The sequence below is a fragment of the Rhodopseudomonas palustris genome, from assembly GCF_013415845.1.
Lineage (GTDB): Bacteria > Pseudomonadota > Alphaproteobacteria > Rhizobiales > Xanthobacteraceae > Rhodopseudomonas > Rhodopseudomonas palustris_F.
Genome location: NZ_CP058907.1, coordinates 3,507,760 through 3,526,823 on the forward strand (window position 1 = coordinate 3,507,760; position 19,064 = coordinate 3,526,823).

Below are 19,064 nucleotides of genomic sequence, written 5' to 3' on the forward strand. Positions count from 1 at the left end.
ACGGCAGCGCCGCCGTCCGCGCCTTCCCTACGAGCCCGACGCCGCTGACAGCTCGGCGCGCTCCTGCGGCGCGGTCCGCGGCAGAGTCATCAGGATGCGCGTGCCGTTGCCGGGCTCGGAATCGAGCTCGAGCCGGCCGCCGAGCCGGTTGGTGACGATGTTGTAGACGATGTGCAGGCCGAGGCCGGTGCCGCCCTGGTCGCGCCGCGTGGTGAAGAACGGATCGAAGGCGCGGCGGCGGACGTCGAGGCTCATGCCGCAGCCGTCGTCGGAATACGCGACCACGACGTGATCGTTGCCGGCCGCGCGCACCTCGATCTCGACCGTGCCGGCGCGCCCGTTCGGAAACGCGTGCGCCACCGAATTCAGAAACAGGTTGGTCAGCACCTGCCCGTATGGGCCCGGATAGGAATTCATCATCAGGCCGGGCTGGCACTCGACGTTCAGCGTCAGATTGTGTTTGCGCAGGCCCGGCCGCAGGCTCATCACCACCTGCTCGGTGAGATCGCCGAGATCGAACAGGCGCTGGTCCGAGTAGTTGCGGTCGGCCGCGACCTGCTTGAACGACTGGATCAGCTCGGCGGCGCGGTTCAAATTGGCGACGAGCTGTGACGAGGCATCGCGCGTCGTCTCCAGAAACTCGTTGAGGCGCGAGCGCTTCAGCTCGCCGCGCGCGACCTCGGTGGCAAACACCGCCGCCTTGCGCTCCAGCGCCGAAGCCACCGTCAGGCTGATGCCGACCGGGTTGTTGACCTCATGCGCAACGCCGGCGACCAACCGGCCGAGCGCTGCGAGCTTTTCGGCTTCGATCAGCGATTGCTGGGTCTCGCGCAGGTTGCGCAGCGCCGCCTCGGCCGCATCCTTGGCCTGGCGCATCTCGAGCTCGCCGCGCTTGCGTTCGCCGATATCCAGCGCCACCGTGACGATCCGCTCGATCTCGCCGTCGGCGTCCTTCAGCGGCATCTTGTTGACCAGCCACTGCCGCGTCGCTCCGGTCGCGTCGCGGTACTCCTCCTCGTAGAAGCCGAGCCCCTCGCCGGTCGCGAGCACGCGCTTGTCGTTGGCGTCGGTCTTGTGCGAGCCGAACCGCGACATTAGCTCGGCGGTGGTGCGGCCGATCGCGTCGCGCGGATGGATGCCGAACACGCCCGCCATATAGCGGTTCATCAGCACGTAGCGCAGCTCGGTATCCTTGACGTTGATCACCGCCGGAACGGTGTCGATGACTTGCTGCAGCAGCAGCCGGCTTGCGGCAACCGCCTGCTCGGCGCGCTTCTGATCGGTGATGTCGCGCACCGCGCCTTCGTAGCGGATCACGTTGCCGGCCTCGTCGCGGACCGCGCCGGCGCTGTCCGACAGCCACAGCACATCACCGCTACGTTTGCGCGCCTGATACTCGAATTCGCGCACCATGCCGTCGCGCTGCATCAGCTCGCGATATTCCTCACGCTTGGCGGGATCGAGGTAGATCGTTGTGGAGACGTCGGCGGTGGCGCGGATCAGTTCGGCCGGGCTGTCGTAGCCCATCATCCGGGCCAGCGCCGGATTGGCGTTGAGCAGCGCGCCGTCGGGCGTGGTCACATAGATGCCGTCGATCGAGCCTTCGAACAGCTTGCGGTAGCTTTCCTCGGCGAGCCGTTGTTCGGCGAGCGCCCGCACCGCGGCCTCGCGGGCGTTGTCGGCATCGACCAGCGTGCGGCGGAACACTTCGGCGGCACGGGCGATGTCGCCGATCTCGTTCTTCACGTCGGTCGCCGGGATCGCGGTGTATTGCTGCCCAGCCGCCAGCGAGCGGATTGCCCGGGTAATCGCCGTCAGCGGTCCGACGGTGCGGCGGACCACGAACGCCGCCGCCATCCAGCCGACCAGCACGCCGGCGATGCCGAGCACGATGCTCTGCCACTTGTCTTCGGCGAGCGTGCGGGCGAGATCGCGCGATAGCACCCGGCCGCGGCGGGCGGCGGCATCACGCAGGAGCTCGGTGACCTTGCCGATCAGCCGGCCTTCGGTGCCGAGCACGTCGCGATCGAGATCGGCGATCTCCTGCTCCACCGCCGCGGTCGAGGCGATCAGCTCGGCGTAGTCGCGCACCGAACGGGCCGCGGCGGCATCGCCGATCGGCAACGCCCGCATCCGCCGTGCCGCGTCACTGGCGCCCATCAGATCGCGTGACAGCAGCGCGGCGCCGACCTTGATCTGGGCCGAATGCAGATCGCCGGCGAGCTTGCGATCGGACAGGCCGGCGATCGTCGCCTCGAAGGCCTCGCGCAGCGCAGGGATCTTCGCCACCAGCTCGCCGCGGCGCTGCATCAGCTCGGTGATGCGCTGAAGGCCGTCGCGATAATTGGTCAGACGCTCGGTGACGCCGTCGAGCATCTCCTGCTGATCCGGCGCCAGTTCCAGACGGGTCTTCTTCAGAAGTTCAGTGAGCGCGGACGCGGCGGCGAACACCTTGCCGGCGGGCTGCGCGGCCGGCTCGGTCACCGCTTGCCGAGCGGCGAAGCGCAGATCGCTCATCCGCCGTTCGATCTCTTCGGCGAGGTCGCCGACGCTTTGCAGCCGCTGCAACTCGCCGAAGGTGCGGTCGATATGCCGGATCGCCACCACGCTGCCGATAGAGGTGGCGGCGATGATCGTCAGCAGCAACAGAAAGCTGCCGAACGTCATCTGTCCGATCGAGAGCGTCCGTGTCCTCACGCTCTGGATGAACGATGAAACAGCGTTTGGCATGCGGACGAGACCGGCGCTCCCTGTGCGGGCGTGATCCTCCCACACTTGCACCGCCAACAGTACAGCGTCGGTGCGCCGGCAACAATCGCCGAAGCTGCCCCGACAGAGCTGGCTGCCGGGGCCTTCAGCTTGTGATGGAAGCGAGCGCCGCCCGGGATGAGCCGGGCGGCGGCAGGTCGTCGGCCGCTATTTCTTCGGCCGGATCGCGTCCGCGGTGCCTTGGATGAAGGCCTGGATCTTGACCACGTCGGCCTCGGTCAGCTTGCCGGTGAAGTCTGGCATCCCCTTGTCGCGGAACGGCCCCTTGAACACGATGTCCTTCAGGTGGGCGATCCGGTCGGTGGTGGAGTAGCCGAGGTTCTTGACGTTGCCGCCGCGGTCGACCCCGGGCACGCCGTGGCAGGTGGCACAGGCCGCGACGTAGATCGCGGTCCCCTCCGCCACGTCTTTCGGATCGTATTCGATGCCGGTGAGCAGGTTGCCCATCTGATACTTGGCGAATTCCGGCATCTTGGCCTTGCCGCCGACCGCGAAGGTGTACACCGTCCCCGGTGCCTCGGTCTCGGTGGCGCGGGCGCTGATGCCGAACACCCCGCCCCAGCCGACCGCGATCGAGACGTACTGCACGCCGTCGACCATATAGGTCGCAGGCGCCGCCACTGCGCCGGTGCCGAGCGGGCTCTCCCACAGCTTCTCGCCGGTCTTGGCATTGTAGGCGACGAAGCGGCCGTCAGCCGTGCCCTGGAACACGAGGTTGCCGGCGGTGGTCAGCGTGCCGCCATTCCACGGCGAGACGTATTCGGCGCGCCAGGCTTCCTTCTGCTGCACCGGGTCCCATGCCACGAGGCGCCCGAACGGCAGGTTCTTCGGCGGCACCGCGTTCAGCGTGAAGCCGACGTTCCAGCCGGTGGTCGAACCGAACTTGAACGGCTCCATCTTGTTCTGGGTCAACGCCTTCTCGCCGGTGAGATTGACCGGCACACCCTGCGCTGGCAGATACACCAGACCGGTCTGCGGGTTGAACGACATCGGGTGCCAGTTGTGCGCACCATACGGCCCCGGGATCGCGTCGAACGATTTGTCCGCCGACCGCGCTTCGGGCACTTCGATCGGCCGGCCATTGGCATCGTAGCCAGTCGCCCAATTCACATCGACGAAGTTCTTCGCCGAGATGAACTTCCCGTCGGTGCGGTCGATCACGAAGAAGAAGCCGTTCTTCGGCGCGTGCAGGATCACCTTGCGCGGCTTGCCGTCGATCGCGATGTCCGCGAGGATCATCGGCTGGGTCGAGGTGTAGTCCCAGTTGTCGCCGGGTGTCTCCTGATAGTGCCAGACGTATTTGCCGGTGTCGGCATTCAGCGCCACGATCGAGGCCAGATACAGATTGTCGCCGCCCGCCGGGCTGCGCAGATGCCGATTCCACGGCGAGCCGTTGCCAGTGCCGACATAGATCAGATTGAGGTCGGGATCGAAGGTGATGGTGTCCCACGCGGTGCCGCCACCGCCATTGAGCCACCATTTGCCGGCCGGATCCCAGGTCTTGGCGGCCTTCTCCATCGACTCGTCTTCGAACGGCTTGCTCGGATCGCCCGGCACCGTGAACCAGCGCCATGCCTGCTTGCCGGTCTCGGCATCATAGGCGGTGACGTAGCCGCGCGCGCCGTATTCGGCGCCGCCGTTGCCGATCACCACCTTGCCGTTGAACACCCGCGGCGCGCCGGTGATGGTGTAGGAGTGCTCGTGGTCGATCAGCGTGTCGATCTCCCAAGCCTTGCTGCCGGTCGCGGCATCGAGCGCGATCAGCCGGCCGTCGTAGGCGCCGACGAACACCTTGCCCTTGTACAGCGCGACGCCGCGGTTCACGACGTCGCAGCAGCCGCGATAGCCCTTCGAGTGATCGACTTTGGGATCGAACGTCCACAGCTTCTTGCCGGTGCGGGTGTCGATCGCGTGCACGACGCTCCATGACGCGGTGACGTACATGATGCCGTCGACCACCACCGGCGTCGCTTCGACGCCGCGTTCGGAGCCGAGGCTGTAGCTCCACTGCAGGCCGAGCTGCTTGACGTTGTCGGTGTTGATCTGGTCGAGCTTGCTGAACCGGGTCTCGGCGTAGTCGAGGCCGTAACTCGGCCAATCCTTGGTGGTCTTGGCGTTGGCGACGATCGCGGCGCTATCGACCGCGCCTGTCACCGCGCGGATATGCGCGGCGGAGCCCTTGGAGTCTTGCGCGGCGGCGACCGCCGGCGACAGCAGCGCAGCCATCAGCGCCGCAGCGCCGAGCCGCCTCGCAACTAATCGTATCGCGGGTTGTTGGACAGGTCGGATCGCAGTCCGCACCGCGTCAGCAGGCTTCCTCATGCATTCGCTCCCTACACGGCCTCTTGCCGGGCCGAGCGGAAGTGTTGCGCGCAGTCGGGAGAGCGTCAACCAGAATGCGGACGAGATGCAGATGCAGTTATTATCTTGCAATGCAATGCACCACGCGCTGCATTGCAATGCCGCGACTGCGAACTACGCGCCTGAGAATTCGAACAGCTCGCCGTCGTAACCGGCTTCGGCCGGAATCCGCAGCAAACGCTTGTCGCCGTCCTTGCTCATGATCGGCAGCACGGTCACGATGCTCTGTGCACGTGCGTGATCGAGCGCTGCGGCGACGCTCGGCTGCTGGCTGAGCCGGATCAGATTGCGCGTGGTCGGAAACGGCAGCGTGAACCGGCCGCTGTCGCCACCGTCCAGCGCCTCGCGCGGCGACAGCCAGATCGAATCGGTGGTCTCCCAGCCGTCGTGCATACCGAGCTGTTCGGGCGGCGCCTCGGCGAGGAAGAACCAGGTGTCGAACCGCTTCGGCAATTTCTCCGGCGTGATCCAGTGCGCGTAAGGCACCAGCAGATCCAGCGCCAGCACCAACTCATTGTCGGCGAGGATCTGCGCAAACGCGATGTTGCCGTCGCACAGCGCCTTGCGATGTGCGGCCTCGATCTCGGCGGCGCGGCTGGCGGCGACCAGCGCGTCGCCGCCGCGCGGCCGCGCCAGCAAAATGCCGCTTTCCTCGAATGTCTCGCGGATCGCAGCGATCCGGAATTCCAGCGCCGGGCCGACCGAGGCATTGACGCCGGCATACAGCTCCGGCCGGGCGACGATATCGCGATCGCCGGCATCGACGCTGCCGCCGGGGAACACCAAGGCCCCGGAGGCGAACTCGACCTGATAATTCCGGACCATCATGAACACGTCGAAGCCGGCCGCGGCCTGGCGCAGCAGCACGATGGTCGATGCGGGACGCGCGGCAGCTTCAGTGGTCATGGTGTTACTCCGCTGCTTTGGTGCGCGGCTCGAAGTCGGCGCGTTTGTCGACCCGCGCCAGCCGCGACAACAGATAATCGACCTCTTCGCGTGCCGTGTCGGTCAGGCTCGCGCCCGGCTTGCGCTGCGCGCTCGACGACAGCAGCCCACGCTTCTTCAGCACGTATTTTCGGACCGACAGGCCGACGCCCTGCTGATGCTCGTAGCGGATCAGCGGCAGATGCGCGTCGAACAGATTGTGCGCGAGATCGCGCTGGCCAGCCTTCGACAGCTTGACGACGTCCACCAGCATGTCCGGGAAGCAGTAGCCGGTCATGGCGCCGTCGGCGCCGCGCTCCATCTCGAAGTCCAGGAACAGCCCGCCATTGCCGCACAGGATCGACAGCGGCCGCAGCGATCCGTCCTTCTGGAAGCCGCGCAGCGTGGTGATCTTCTCGAGCCCCGGCCAGTCTTCGTGCTTCAGCATCACGCAGGACGCGCTGTCCATCACGATCTGCCGGATCACCTTCGGGGTCATCACCACCGACAGGGTCAACGGATAGTCCTGCAGAACCCACGGCACATCGTCGCCGATCGCCTCGGTGGCCTGGCGGAAATAGGTGGTGATCTGCTCGTCGGTGCGCAGCGACGGCGGCGGCGCGATCATCACGCCTGCGGCGCCCGCATCCATCGACAGCCGTGCCAACCGGCGCATCGCGGCGAAGCCCGGCGCCGAGACGCCGACGATCACCTGCATCGACTTGGCGCGCTTGATGAAGCGGGTCGCCACCGCCTCGGCCTCGGCGGCATCGAGCTTCGGCGCCTCACCGAGGATGCCGAGCACGGTGACGCCCTCGCAGCCGACCTCCGCGTAGAAATCGGTCAGACGGTCGATCGAGACGTCGTCGATCTTGCCGTCATCGTAGAACGGGGTCGGCGCGATGGCGAAGGTGCCTGCGGCTTCCGGGGTGAGCTTCATCAAGTAGGCCTTTCGATGGTTTCACCGGTGCCGGCAGGTCGGGCTGCCCGGCACCGGCTGTCGCCGCCGGGTGTTCCCTCGGCGGCGCCGCACGGCGCCCGTTCAGCGCGGGCGCCCGGCCGCCTTGATAGCCTCTTCCGAAAAGAAAATCTCGCCGGCGTGGCTCACAATGTCCTCCGCCGACCAACCGTTGTGCGGCGGCTTCCAGCCGTCCATTTCCATGAGCTTCATCTCGCGCACCCCGCGCGGGCCGGAGACGCCGAGCACCTTGCCGGTCTGATCGCCGGACAGGCTGGAGACCATGTACAGAACGGCCGGGGCGATGCCCTCCGGCGTCAGCGCCGCGCCCGGATTTTCGCGATAGCGCGGCAGGTCTTCGGTCATCCGGGTCAGCGCGCCGGGCGCCAGCGTCCAGATCCGGATGTTGTATTTGCGGCCCTCGATCGCCAGCACGTTGGACAGGCCCCAGATGCCGCCCTTCGCCGCGCCGTAATTGCTTTGGCCGAAATTGCCGAGCAGACCGGAGGTCGACGAGGTGTTGACGATGACGCCGCCGCCATTGTCCTTCATCCATTTGAACACCGGCTGGGTGACGCAGAACGTGCCCTTGAGGTGCACCTTCATCACCTTGTCCCAGCTCGCCTCCGAGGCCTTGGCGAAGGTCTGGTCGAGCAGGATGCCGGCGTTGTTGACCAGGATGTCGGCGCGGCCGAAATGCTTGATCGCATCGTCGAACACCGATTGCCCGCCCGCCATCGTCGAGATGTCGGCGGTGTTGGCGACGGCGCGGCCGCCCGCGGCCTTGATGGAGTCGACCACCTGCTGCGCCATGCCAGCGTCGGAGCCCGAACCGTCACGCGGTCCGCCGAGATCGTTGACCACCACCGCTGCGCCTTCGCGCGCGAACAGCTTGGCATAGGCCTCACCGAGCCCGCCGCCCGCCCCGGTGATCAACGCCACCTTGCCATCGAGCAATCCCATCGCGTCCTCCCGTTGTTACCTGCGCGCTGACCGCGTCTGTTGTCGTCATTGCCGGGCTCGACCCGGCAATCCATCTTGTTTGAAGTGATGGATGCCGGATCAAGTCCGGGCATGACGCATCATTCGAAATAGCGTCCTTTTCCACTCAGCCCAGCACCGTCCGGCCGCTCTTGATCACCGTGACGTTGCGCGCCTTCACCCGCGCTTCGAACGAGATCACGTTGCCGTCCTTCCACATGTCCATGGTGACGGTCTCGCCCGGATACACCGGCGAGGAGAACCGCACTGCATGCTGCCTGAAGGCCGAGGCGTCGTAATCGGCATAGGTCTGCAGCACACCGCGGCAGGTCAGGCCGTAGGTGCACATGCCGTGCAGGATCGGGCGTGGGAAGCCGGCCTTCTGCGCGAACTCGGGATCGGAATGCAGCGGATTGCGGTCGCCGCAGAGGCGATAGATCAACGCCTGATCCGGCCGGGTCGAGATGTCGACGCTGCGATCCGGAGCACGATCCGGCATCTTGTGCGGCTCTGGCTGCTCCAGCGCCGGGCCGCCGAAGCCGCCATCGCCGCGGGCAAAACGCGACGCCAGCAGCGTCGCCAGCGCCTCACCGGCCTCGTCGCGCAGGATCGTCTGGTGACGGATCACCACGCCCTTATCCTTGCCCTTGTCGTACACCTCGACGACGCTGGAATCCGCGGTGATGTTCGCCGCCACCGGCATCGGCTTGTGAAAGGTGATGTCGCGCTCGCCGTCGACCACCAGCAGCCGGTTGAGATTCATCTCACCAGGACCCGCGCCCCACGCCGCGACCGAAGCGAAGGTCGGCACCACCTTCAACGGGCGCTCGGTGTAGGTTGCCTCGTTGACGAAGGCGAGCTCGTTCTCGTCCATCGGATCGGCACCCATGCCGATGCCATAGGCGTACAGCATCACATCGCGGTCGGTGTAGCTGTATTGCTGCCCGGTCGTCTTCAGGGCCATTAGTTCGTCGTAGCGGGCCGACATCGGCTTCTTCCCTTGTTGTTATTGGTGTTGCGCTTGCGACGGCGCCCTCTCCCGTTGTGGGAGAGGGCTGCACTGACGTCGCACCGATTGCAGTCCGGTGAGGGGAAGCGGCATCGCGCGCTTCGCCCCCCTCACCCGCCGGTGCTGCACACAGGCCCCCTCTCCCACAAGGGGAGAGGGAAGTAATCAGGCCACCGTAAAGAACGGCAGCGGCGCGCCGCCGTCGGTCGGCTTGAACACCACCTTGACCTTGGTGCCGATCTTCAGCTGGCCGAAATCGCAGTCGACGAAATTGGTCAGAACCGACGGGCCTTCCTTCAGCGTGACGTAGCCGATCGCATAGGGACCTGTCGGCGACTTGCGCATCAGGCTGTAGCTGTAGATCTCGCCCTCACCCTTGCTCTCTTCCCACACCGTCTGGTCGGAGAAGCAGAACGGGCACAGCGCGCGCGGGAAGTAATGCGCTTCGCCGCAAGCGGTGCACCGCTTGATCAGCAGCTTGCCTTCAGTCGCCGCATCCCAGAACGGCTTGGTTTCGGCGTTGCCCTGAGGCGCGGGATATTTCACGGGGCTGTTCATCACACGCGCTCCAGAATGCAGGTCGAGGCGGCGTGGCGGATGCCGAGCATGCCGCCGGTGCCATGAGCGATCGCGAGGTCGCAGTTCGGCACCTGCACCTTGGGATGCGCCTCACCGCGGAGCTGACGCACGGCTTCGAGCAGCTTGGTCATGCCGCCGCGATTGACCGGGTGGTTGCTGCACAAACCGCCGCCATCGGTGTTGAACGGCAGCTTGCCGACGCCCGAGATCAGGTTGCCGTCGGCGACGAACTTGCCGCCCTGCCCCTTTTCGCAGAAGCCGAGATCTTCGAGCTGCATCAGCACCGTGATGGTGAAGCTGTCGTAGATCGAGGCGTACTTGATGTCCTTCGGCGTGACGCCGGCCATCTCGAACGCCGGCGGCGCGGACCACACGCCGGCCGAATAGGTCAGATCGAGGTTGTGGCCACCGCGCGGCCCCTTGATCGCTTCGCCGGCGCCGATCATCCGCACCAGCGGCTTCTTCAGGCTGCGTGCGATCTCCTCGGTGGTGACGATCAGCGCACCGCCGCCGTCGGTGACGACGCAGCAATCCATCCGGTGCAGCGGATCGGCGATCAGCGGCGAGTTCAGCACGTCCTCGACGGTGACGACGTCGCGGAGCATCGCGTGCTCGTTGTACTGCGCATGATGCGAGGCCGCGACTTTGATCCAGGCGAGCTGCTCGGACGTGGTGCCGTACTGGTGCATGTGACGCGCGGCGCACATCGCATAGACGTTGTGCGTGGTGGCGCCATAGGCCAGTTCGAAGTCACCTTCGGCGCCGACCGGGCGCGGCGGCAGCGCGCCGGTCCGCGGCTTGCCGGCCAGCGTGATCAGCGCGACCGAGCAGCGGCCGGCGGCGATCGCTTCCGCGGCATGGCCGAGATGCACCAGATAGGAGCAGCCGCCGGTGTCGGTCGAATCGAAATGGCGAACCTTGAGGCCGAGATAATCGACCATCGCCATCACGCCGCCGGGCGCGTCGCCGGCGCAGAAGTAGCCGTCGATGTCGGCCTTGGTCAGGCCGGCGTCGTCGAGCGCCCCTTTGGCGACTTCGGCGTGGAGCTGGGCGATGGATTTATCGGGCGCGTGGCGCGTGGGATGTTCGTAGATGCCGGCAATGTAAGCCTTGCCTCTTATTGTCAACGCAGTTCTCCGCTGGCGTTTGGTCGGACGGTTTTTGTGACCGCTCCAAGCGACCTTGGCAAGCGTGTTCGCGCGCGAGGACAATTACCACGTCGCGGAATGTCTTGAGGCCGCGTCGGCACAGTGAGCCAGAGGGAAAGAGCTCTCCGTCATTGCGAGCGAAGCGAAGCAATCCAGGGGCTCCATGAACTGGGCTCCTGGATTGCTTCGTCGCTGCGCTCCTCGCAATGACGCGGATAAACTGTGAACGACCTACTCCGCCGCCATCTGCCGTGGCGGAGCGGGTTGCGGATCGCGCAGATTGGCGCGGAGTTCAGCGAACCGCGGCGCGGTGTCGTCTACCGACTTCTGCTTGATCGGGCCGTAGCCGCGAATCCGGTCCGGCATCGCGAGCAGCTCCACCGCGGTGTCGATCGTCGCCGGCGACAGATGCTGCAGCACGCTGGCGACATCCGCCTCGTAGTCGGCGATCAGTTTCCGCTCCAGCTTGCGCTCGGGGTGATAGCCGAACGGATCGAGCGGCGTGCCACGCAGGAAGCTGAATTTCGCCATCGTCCGGAACACCGGCCGCATCGCCTCGCCGAACTGCCGCTTCTTCGGCCGGCCGGTGAGATCGATGCCGGGCAGGATCGGCGGCGCGAGGTTGAAGCTGATCTTGTAGTCGCCTTCGAACTGGTCACGGATCTGCTGCTCGAAGCCCGGCTCGGTCAGCAGCCGCGCCACTTCGTACTCGTCCTTATAGGCGAGCAGCTTGGCGTAGTTCAGCGCCACCGCACGTGGCAGCGCCTCGCCGTAGCCGCCGGCCTCCGCAGCGCTGCGCACCTTGGCGACCAAATCGGCGTAGCGCTTGGCAAGCCGCTTGCCCTGATACGAGGTGAGCAGCGCGCTGCGATGCGCGATGATCTCGTCGAGCGACATTTCGCCCTGGGTCTTGCCTACGGTGGCATGATCGGCGCCGTGCAGCAGCGAGGCCAGCCGTGCCGGATCGGCGGCGGCGAGCCGGCCGAGCCGGAACGCCTGGGTGTTCATCTTGATCGACACGCCGTTGAGTTCGATCGCCTGCTCGATCGCAGTCGCCGACAGCGGCAGCAGACCCTGCTGATAGGCAAAACCCATCATCATCATGTTGGTGGCGATCGAGTCGCCGAGCAGCGTCTCGGCCGCCTTGGTGAAATCGAGGAACGCCGAATCCTTGCGCAGCGCCGCTTCGAGCACGCTGTTGACCTTGCGGGTCTGGAAATCGAAGTCGCGGTTGCGGATGAAGTCGGCGATCGGGATCAGATGGGTGTTGACGACGCCATGGGTGCGGCCGGCTTCGCACAGCGACAGCGTCTCCTTGGAGATCGCCATCACCTCGTCGGCGACGATCAGCACGTCGGCGGTGCCGGTGACGATCCGAGAACAGGTGACATCCTCCGGCTTGTCCGACAGCCGGACGTGGCTGAGCACCGCGCCGCCCTTCTGCGCCAGGCCCGACATGTCGAGGATCATCGACGCCTTGCCTTCGATATGCGCCGCCATGCCGAGCAGCGCGCCGATCGTCAGCACGCCGGTGCCGCCGACGCCGCCGACCGCGACGTTGTACGGCTTATCCAGCCCCGGCCTTGTCGCCGGCTCCGGCAACGAACCGAGATCGCCGAGATCAACCGCCGCGCGCTTACGCAGCTTGCCGCCGTCGATGGTGATGAAGGACGGGCAGAAGCCCTTCAGGCAGGAATAGTCCTTGTTGCAGGTCGACTGGTTGATGGCGCGCTTACGGCCCAGCTCGGTCTCCAGCGGCTCGACCGAGATGCAGTTCGACTGCACCGAGCAATCGCCGCAGCCTTCGCACACCGCGGCGTTGATCATCACCCGGCGCGCCGGATCTTCCATCAGGCCGCGCTTGCGGCGCCGACGCTTCTCGGCCGCGCAGGTCTGCACGAACACGATCGCGGACGCACCCTTGATCTCGCGGCATTCCTTCATCACCGCATCGAGCTCGTCCCGGTGGCGCAGATGCACGCCCGGCGCGATGGTGTCGGCCGGATAGGCCTCGGGGTTTTCGGAGACCAGATAGATCTCGCGGATGCCTTCGGAATGCAGCTGGTAGGTGATCTGCTGCGGCGACAGATCGCCGTCGTGACGCTGACCGCCGGTCATCGCGACCGCGTCGTTGTAGAGGATCTTGTAGGTGATGTTGGCCTTCGAGGCGATCGACTGCCGGATCGCGAGGCTGCCGGAATGAAAGTAGGTGCCGTCGCCGAGATTGGCGAAGATGTGCTTCTCGTCGGTGAACGGCGCGATGCCGGTCCACGGCACGCCCTCGCCGCCCATGTGGGTGAAGGTCTCGGTCGAGCGATCCATCCACAGCGACATGAAGTGACAGCCGATGCCGCCGAGCGCGCGGCTGCCTTCCGGCACCTTGGTCGAGGTGTTGTGCGGACAGCCCGAGCAGAAATACGGCGTGCGCGCGATCGGCACCACCGCCTGGACCTGCGAGGCGTCGCGGCCGTGGAACCAGTCGGCCTTGGCGCGCAGCATCTCGGCGATCGTCGGATCGATCTCCATCGCCAGTAGCCGGTCGACCATCGAGGTGGCGACCTTGGCGACGCTGAGCTCCTCGGCGAACGGCAGGAAGCGATGGTTGCGGTCGTCCATCTTGCCGATCACGCGCGGCCGCTCGCGCATCCCGAACAACAGCTGCTTGACCTGGTTCTCGACGATCTCGCGGCGCTCTTCGACGACGAAGATCTCTTCGAGCCCGCGCGCGAATTCCTGCACGCCTTCGGGCTCCAGCGGCCACGGCATGCCGATCTTGTACAGCCGCAGGCCGATCCGGGCGGCGACCTGCTCGTCGACGCCGAGCTCGCGCAGTGCCTGGCGCACGTCCTCGTAGCTCTTGCCTGACGCCATGATGCCGAACCGCGCGTTCGGCGAATCCATGGTGATGCGGTTGACCTTGTTGGCGCGGGCGAACGCGATCGCGGCGAAGCCCTTGTAGTCCTGCAGCCGGCGGTCCTGATCGTAACGATCATCCGGCCAGCGCAGATTGAGTCCGCCCGGCGGCATCTCGAAGTCGGTCGGAATCACGAACGGCTTCATCTCGTCGGCAAGATTGATCTCCGCGGTGGTCTCCACCGTCTCGGTGATCACCTTCATGCCGACCCAGCAGCCGGAGTAGCGCGACATCGCGATGCCCAATAGCCCCATCTCGATCATCTCGTGGATCGACGACGGATACAGATACGGCATCAACGCTGCGATGAAGGCGTGGTCGGACTGATGCGGCACGGTCGACGACTTGGCGCCGTGATCGTCGCCGGCGAGGCACAGCACGCCGCCGTGCTTGGCCGAGCCCGCGGCGTTGGCATGGCGAAACACGTCGCCGCAGCGATCGACGCCCGGACCCTTGCCGTACCAGATGCCGGTGATGCCGTCGTACTTGGCGCCGGGCGACAGATTGAGCTGCTGCGTGCCCCAGATCGCGGTGGCGGCGAGATCTTCGTTGACGCCCGGCTGGAATTTGACGTTGTACTGTTCGAGGTGATGGCGCGCGGCGACGAGCTGCTGATCGTAGCCGCCGAGCGGCGAGCCGCGATAGCCGGTGACGAAGCCGGCGGTGTTGAGGCCGGCCGCGCGGTCGCGGCGGACCTGCGCCATCGGCAGCCGCACCAGCGCCTGGATGCCGGTGAGGAAGACGTGTCCTGAGTGCTGCGTGTATTTCTGATCGAGACTGATCGGTCCCTGGTCGATTCCCATCCGGCCCTCGCGAAAGGCATTGGACCGCAAGGGCCATTCGGCCGCTGAAGCGGTCTCTGTTTCGAAACAGTCTAAGCTGGTTTTTCCGCCTCGCGCACCACAAAAAGCCGCGCGTTCAAGGCATTCCGCCTGTTCGCATTTTGATGTCTCAAAAGCCGCATCCCGCTTGCATGAAGTGCCGCCACGTCGCGGCTCGGCGAACGATCATGTCCGGTGCACCGCAACACGTTCCATCGGTGGTGATCGTGATTCGGCCGGGGAACCAAGGGCGGCGCGGGAACGGAAGGTTAGGCGATGGATTGGTGGAGGAAGCCGAAAGGAGGACTCCATGGCGCAACGCAATCCTGACGATCCCTACCGGCGCGACACGGCGCCCGACGATCCCCGCACGCCGTCGCAGCTCGATGCGCAGCTGCAGGCCGATCCGGAGATGCGCGAAGGCCCGGTGACGTCCGGCCGGCTCGCGCTGTTCGCCGTCGCAATCGTGCTGGTGTTCGCCGCCGTGTTCTATGGCATGAGCGGACCGTCGACCGATCCGAACAATCCCTCGGTCGCGACCCAGACCTCACCACCGCCCCCAGGCCAGACCGATGCGCACAACGCGCCGCCGGTGCCGCCCGGCGTTCGCGACGTGACGCCTCGCGGCGCCGATCCGAACGCGCAGAACGGCGTGACCACCGGCGCAGCCCCAGCTCCCCGCGCGGCCCCCAGCAGCGGCAACGCCAACTAACAGCTCGCTCGCAACTTCACCGTGAGCAGATGCGGCGACGGCGCAAGTCGTTCGCCGCATCGCTGTGTCCGGCAGCGTGCAGACGGGTGCGGCTGCATTCATGCCGTGTTCAGACCGAATCGGCTAAACGAAATCTGGGGACGAATAAAACGCGGGCTGCCTTCGGATCGAAGCGGCCGCGAGGGTCACAGAGCCGCTGATCGGCCAGTGAAGGGAAGAACCGACAAATGAAGAAGATCTTTGCCGCAGCCTTGTTCGCCGCGACGCTGGTGGGAGCCGGTGCAGCCAATGCGTTGCCGCTGGCGCCGCTGGGCTCGCCCGCGGCCGGCGACGTGATCCAGGTCGCGCAGGGTTGCGGTCCGGGTTGGGCGCGTGGTCCGATGGGCCGCTGCCGTCCGATGTATGCGCGTCCCGGCTATGGCCGTCCGGTCGTGGTGCCGCCGCGCGTCGTCGCGCCCCGCGCCTGCCCTCCCGGCTACGCCTGGCGTCACGGCCGCTGCTTCCGCCGGTTCTGATCGGCCTCGCATCGCTCACGAAAAGCCCCGCTCGCGCGGGGCTTTTTTGTGCGTCCCGCCAAGTTCAGCGAAACCGGATCAGCAGCTTGCGCAAGGTGTAGAGCGGCACCCACGGAAACAGGATCGGCACGGTCCGAACGTACTCCTGATAGTCCGGCTGATCGCCGTAGCGTTCGTCCTGCTTGCGCTCGAGCCCCGCGGATGCGGCCGTCATCAGCGCCAGAATGTACAGCATCCCGAGTAGCGACAGCGCCCAGGCCGCGCCGGAGCCATAGGCCGACAGGCCCGAGAACCACACGCCGAACCAGAACACCATCTCGCCGAGATAGTTCGGGCAACGCACCACGCGATACAGCCCAGTGTCGCAATAATGCGCCGGGTGCTCGGCCTTGTAGCGATACTTCTGCCAATCGGCGAGGCTTTCGACCCAGAGCCCCACCGCCATGATCATCACGCCGAGCGGCGTCGACACCGGCCACACGCCCTGCGCCTGCAGCGACAGCGTCAGCAGCGCGGGCAGGAACAACAGCGTGAACAGCAGGCTGACGCCGAGCCAGATCGCGATTTGATGCCACAGCTTCAGCTCGGCAGTGCGGCGCTCGGCGCGGGCGAGCTCGGCCGCATAAGCGGGATTGCGCTCGCGCACCGCCAGGAACGCGCCGAGCCGCACGCCGTACACCAGCAGCAGCAACAGCTGCAGCATCACCCAGCCGGAGATGGTGGTGGCGAATAGCAGCGCGAACACCAGGCTCTGCGCCGCGATCGCGCCCGCATAGCACAGGCTGACGAAGTAATAGACGCGCCGGAACCCGGGTGCCGCAACGACGAGGCAGACGGCGAAAGCCAGCGCAACGAGATGCCACGGTACAGTCATGTCGATGCACGCGTCCTTGCCCCGGTGACGACCTTATAGGCCGCCGATGATGACCCCGCCATGTCCGGCATCAAAGCCGCACCCGATCGGCCGGCCGCCCGCCCGGTTATTTGGTCGTACAGCGCTGGCCGGGAACGCGGCTGTCGCAGACCCGCGTCACCTCGAAGAACCGAGTCCATAGCTTGCGCTGCTTGGCATCCGGTTCGGCGGCCGCGGTCATCTGCAGCGCATAGAAGTTCTCGCGGCCCTGCACCGCCTTCCACCAGGTCAGCGCCGGCTTGCCAGCCTCCTTGGCCTGCGGGCAACTCTCGCTCCACATCACCATCGGATACAGGTTTTCATTGCCATGCCGCAGCTGCTCGAACCGCGCGCCGGGGCATTCCGCTGCGGTCTTCTTCTGGCTCGCCTCGCGAAACGCCTCGGGCGATTGGTCGGTCTGCTTGAACAGCGTCTGCGCCGTGATCCGCGTGCTTGCACTGGCGATGGTCTCGCTGCCGGGCACCAGCACGGTCGTGCTTTCCTTGGCGTTGCTGGCTTCGGCCGCCACCTTGAAGCCCTTGGGGGATGACAGCAGCAGCTTCTCAGTGTCGGCGGCGCGCGCGGCGCTGGCGGCGGCAACCGTCGCGATCAGGCACAGAACGGCAATGCGGAGCATGAACAATGAGCCCGGATGATTGAAGGCGGCGAAGCTTGCCCGAGAACCGCAGCCTGTTCAATATCGCTCCAGACGCGGCGCGATCGCTCAGATGCTGCCGTGCAGCCGGGCCAGCAGCGCCACGACGATCAAGGCCAGCAGCGCCGACAACAACTGCCAGAACAATAGCGGATTGCGCGCAGCGAGCGGCTGCGGCCGAGCGTCGAGATAGTCGGCCCGCGGATGCCGGAGGTCTTGGACGAACTCCGACAGCGCCGGATAGCGCTTGGCCGGATCGAGGCTGACGGCGCGTTGCAGCGCGCGGTCGACCCAGACCGGCACCTTGGCATTGTGGTCGGCGGCCGGGCTGTAGCACAGCTTGCGGGATTTCAGCGCCTGATTGGCGCGCGCCAGCTCGGCGCCATAGGGCAGCCGGCCGGTCAGCATCTGATAGGCGATCACCCCGAGCGAGAACTGATCCGACAGCGCCGAGCCGCCCTGGCCGGCGAAATATTCCGGCGCCATGTATTGCACCGTGCCGAGCAGCTCGTCGCCACCCGCCGGTCCCAGCTCGGCGACGCCGGCGACCCGCACCGAGCCGAAGTCGATGATCTTCACCGTGCCGCTGCGGTCGATCAGCACGTTGGCCGGGCGCAGATCCTGATGCACCATTTCCTTGCGGTGGAACGCGTAGAGCCCCCTGGCAATCTGCTCGATCAGGCCGCGGACGGTTTCAAGCTCCGCGCGCGGATGGTCGATCATCCATTGCGCCAGCGTCTGGCCTTCGATGTACTCGAAGGCGACGTAAAGATAGCGGCGGGGCCGCTGCACCGCGCATGGCTTCAGCACGTGCGGACTGTCGATCCGCCGCGCCGCCCATTCCTCCAGCATGAAACGCTTGCGATAGTCCGGATCGTCGCGCAGATCGGCCGAGGGGATCTTCAGCGCCACCAGCTCTTCGGTGGCGAGATCGCTGGCGAGATAGATGTGGCTGCGGCTCGAGCCGTGCAGTTCGCGAAGGATACGATAGCCGTCGAACTCGGCGCGCGGCTCCAGCAGCGGCGGCAGCGGCAACTCGGCCGCCCGGCCGAACAGATCGATCGTGTCCACATCCGGCACGGTCTCGAGCCGCACCAGCTGCACGGTGAGATTGTCGTCGCTGCCGTTGTTGAACGCCTCGCCGATGATCGCCCGCGCCGCGGCGTCGAGATCGTCGGCATGTTCGCGCAAGATCTGCACGACGAAGCGCTGCGTGACATGCTCATACACGCCGTCGGTCGCCAGCACGAACAGGTCGCCGGGGACGACCGGCACCGCCAGATAGTCGATCTCGACCTGCGGATTGACGCCGAGCGCACGGCCCAGATAGCTCTGCTCAGCAGAGAGTCGAACGCGGTGATCCTCGGTGAGCTGCTCCAGCGACGCGCCCGCCAGCCGGTAGATCCGGCTGTCGCCGATGTGAAACAGATGCGCTGCCGCGCCTTTGAGCACCACCGCGCTCAAGGTGCAGACATAGCCCTTGTCGCGATCGTAGCGATAATCGCTGCGCCGGGTTTCGGCATGCAGCCATGAGTTGGTCGCAGCGATCACCCGCTGCGCCGACGACTTCACCGACCAGGCTTCCGACGTGCAGTAGTAATCCGTGAGAAAGCTCTTGACCGCAGACTCGCTCGCGACCTGGCTGACGTCGCTCGACGAGATGCCGTCGGCGAGCGCGAGCGCGATGCCCTTGGTGGTCAGCAGCGGCTCAGCCGGGATCAGCGCGCCATAGAAATCCTGATTGACGGGCTTGCGCCCCGGCGACGACGCCTGCCCGATCGAGACTGTGAGCTGCTGCGCCATGCGCCCTGCTGCGACCCAAGAAA

The 19,064-nt window shown here is 66.2% G+C and carries 14 protein-coding genes; 2 read left to right on the plus strand and 12 right to left on the minus strand.

What is annotated here, in order from left to right; genetic code table 11:
- Positions 1-27: 27 nt before the first annotated feature.
- The 9 genes from HZF03_RS16045 to HZF03_RS16085 all read right to left on the minus strand — a co-directional run bounded on the left by HZF03_RS16045 (position 28) and on the right by HZF03_RS16085 (position 14,446).
- The gene (locus HZF03_RS16045) at positions 28-2,730 is read right to left on the minus strand and encodes a PAS domain S-box protein (protein WP_104512138.1); all 2,703 of its coding nucleotides are present in this window, start codon (positions 2,728-2,730) and stop codon (positions 28-30) included.
- Positions 2,731-2,916: 186 nt separating this feature from the next.
- Positions 2,917-5,091 carry a PQQ-dependent dehydrogenase, methanol/ethanol family gene (locus HZF03_RS16050; RefSeq protein WP_119019180.1) on the minus strand — a complete coding sequence of 725 codons (2,175 nt, stop codon included), beginning with the start codon at positions 5,089-5,091 and terminating at the stop codon, positions 2,917-2,919.
- Between the two features lie 153 nt (positions 5,092-5,244).
- Positions 5,245-6,036, minus strand: a complete 792-nt coding sequence (locus tag HZF03_RS16055; RefSeq protein WP_119019179.1) for an NUDIX hydrolase — start codon at positions 6,034-6,036, stop codon at positions 5,245-5,247.
- 4 nt (positions 6,037-6,040) lie between these two features.
- A complete protein-coding gene (locus HZF03_RS16060) occupies positions 6,041-6,994 on the minus strand; it encodes a dihydrodipicolinate synthase family protein (RefSeq protein WP_119019178.1) in 954 nt (317 codons plus the stop codon).
- Positions 6,995-7,096: 102 nt separating this feature from the next.
- Positions 7,097-7,975 (minus strand): SDR family oxidoreductase, encoded by an 879-nt coding sequence (locus tag HZF03_RS16065; RefSeq protein ID WP_119019177.1) that lies wholly within the window; start codon positions 7,973-7,975, stop codon positions 7,097-7,099.
- Between the two features lie 145 nt (positions 7,976-8,120).
- Entirely contained in the window at positions 8,121-8,981 is an 861-nt protein-coding gene (locus tag HZF03_RS16070) for a MaoC family dehydratase (RefSeq protein WP_119019176.1), read from the minus strand.
- 186 nt (positions 8,982-9,167) lie between these two features.
- Positions 9,168-9,560: a Zn-ribbon domain-containing OB-fold protein gene (locus tag HZF03_RS16075; protein ID WP_119019175.1), complete on the minus strand. Its 393-nt coding sequence runs from the start codon at positions 9,558-9,560 to the stop codon at positions 9,168-9,170.
- Positions 9,560-10,708: a thiolase domain-containing protein gene (locus HZF03_RS16080; RefSeq protein ID WP_011158739.1), complete on the minus strand. Its 1,149-nt coding sequence runs from the start codon at positions 10,706-10,708 to the stop codon at positions 9,560-9,562. The genes HZF03_RS16075 and HZF03_RS16080 overlap by 1 nt, the downstream gene beginning before the upstream one ends.
- 252 nt (positions 10,709-10,960) lie before the next feature.
- Positions 10,961-14,446, minus strand: a complete 3,486-nt coding sequence (locus HZF03_RS16085) for an indolepyruvate ferredoxin oxidoreductase family protein (RefSeq protein WP_119019174.1) — start codon at positions 14,444-14,446, stop codon at positions 10,961-10,963.
- A 328-nt stretch (positions 14,447-14,774) separates the two neighbouring features.
- On the opposite strand from HZF03_RS16085, the gene HZF03_RS16090 reads away from it, so the two are divergent.
- Positions 14,775-15,176, plus strand: coding sequence for a hypothetical protein (locus HZF03_RS16090; RefSeq protein ID WP_119019173.1), 402 nt, complete (start codon positions 14,775-14,777; stop codon positions 15,174-15,176).
- 227 nt (positions 15,177-15,403) lie between these two features.
- Complete coding sequence (locus HZF03_RS16095; RefSeq protein ID WP_119019172.1) at positions 15,404-15,691, plus strand: GCG_CRPN prefix-to-repeats domain-containing protein; 288 nt, start codon at positions 15,404-15,406, stop codon at positions 15,689-15,691.
- 64 nt (positions 15,692-15,755) lie between these two features.
- Here the strand turns inward: HZF03_RS16095 and HZF03_RS16100 are convergent, their stop codons facing one another.
- The 3 genes from HZF03_RS16100 to HZF03_RS16110 all read right to left on the minus strand — a co-directional run bounded on the left by HZF03_RS16100 (position 15,756) and on the right by HZF03_RS16110 (position 19,041).
- Positions 15,756-16,565 carry a DUF1295 domain-containing protein gene (locus HZF03_RS16100; protein WP_119019171.1) on the minus strand — a complete coding sequence of 270 codons (810 nt, stop codon included), beginning with the start codon at positions 16,563-16,565 and terminating at the stop codon, positions 15,756-15,758.
- A 106-nt stretch (positions 16,566-16,671) separates the two neighbouring features.
- Complete coding sequence (locus HZF03_RS16105) at positions 16,672-17,220, minus strand: hypothetical protein (RefSeq protein ID WP_119019170.1); 549 nt, start codon at positions 17,218-17,220, stop codon at positions 16,672-16,674.
- 87 nt (positions 17,221-17,307) lie between these two features.
- A complete protein-coding gene (locus HZF03_RS16110; RefSeq protein WP_119019169.1) occupies positions 17,308-19,041 on the minus strand; it encodes a bifunctional protein-serine/threonine kinase/phosphatase in 1,734 nt (577 codons plus the stop codon).
- Between the last annotated feature and the right edge of the window lie 23 nt (positions 19,042-19,064).

What these genes read in the sequence shown, in the direction of transcription:
- HZF03_RS16045 (WP_104512138.1), bottom strand. Translation starts at nt 2,730, where the DNA reads ATGCCAAACGCTGTTTCATCGTTCATCCAGAGCGTGAGGACACGGACG.
- HZF03_RS16050 (WP_119019180.1), bottom strand. Translation starts at nt 5,091, where the DNA reads ATGAGGAAGCCTGCTGACGCGGTGCGGACTGCGATCCGACCTGTCCAA.
- HZF03_RS16055 (WP_119019179.1), bottom strand. Translation starts at nt 6,036, where the DNA reads ATGACCACTGAAGCTGCCGCGCGTCCCGCATCGACCATCGTGCTGCTG.
- HZF03_RS16060 (WP_119019178.1), bottom strand. Translation starts at nt 6,994, where the DNA reads ATGAAGCTCACCCCGGAAGCCGCAGGCACCTTCGCCATCGCGCCGACC.
- HZF03_RS16065 (WP_119019177.1), bottom strand. Translation starts at nt 7,975, where the DNA reads ATGGGATTGCTCGATGGCAAGGTGGCGTTGATCACCGGGGCGGGCGGC.
- HZF03_RS16070 (WP_119019176.1), bottom strand. Translation starts at nt 8,981, where the DNA reads ATGTCGGCCCGCTACGACGAACTAATGGCCCTGAAGACGACCGGGCAG.
- HZF03_RS16075 (WP_119019175.1), bottom strand. Translation starts at nt 9,560, where the DNA reads ATGAACAGCCCCGTGAAATATCCCGCGCCTCAGGGCAACGCCGAAACC.
- HZF03_RS16085 (WP_119019174.1), bottom strand. Translation starts at nt 14,446, where the DNA reads ATGGGAATCGACCAGGGACCGATCAGTCTCGATCAGAAATACACGCAG.
- HZF03_RS16090 (WP_119019173.1), top strand. Translation starts at nt 14,775, where the DNA reads ATGGCGCAACGCAATCCTGACGATCCCTACCGGCGCGACACGGCGCCC.
- HZF03_RS16095 (WP_119019172.1), top strand. Translation starts at nt 15,404, where the DNA reads ATGAAGAAGATCTTTGCCGCAGCCTTGTTCGCCGCGACGCTGGTGGGA.
- HZF03_RS16100 (WP_119019171.1), bottom strand. Translation starts at nt 16,565, where the DNA reads ATGACTGTACCGTGGCATCTCGTTGCGCTGGCTTTCGCCGTCTGCCTC.
- HZF03_RS16105 (WP_119019170.1), bottom strand. Translation starts at nt 17,220, where the DNA reads ATGCTCCGCATTGCCGTTCTGTGCCTGATCGCGACGGTTGCCGCCGCC.
- HZF03_RS16110 (WP_119019169.1), bottom strand. Translation starts at nt 19,041, where the DNA reads ATGGCGCAGCAGCTCACAGTCTCGATCGGGCAGGCGTCGTCGCCGGGG.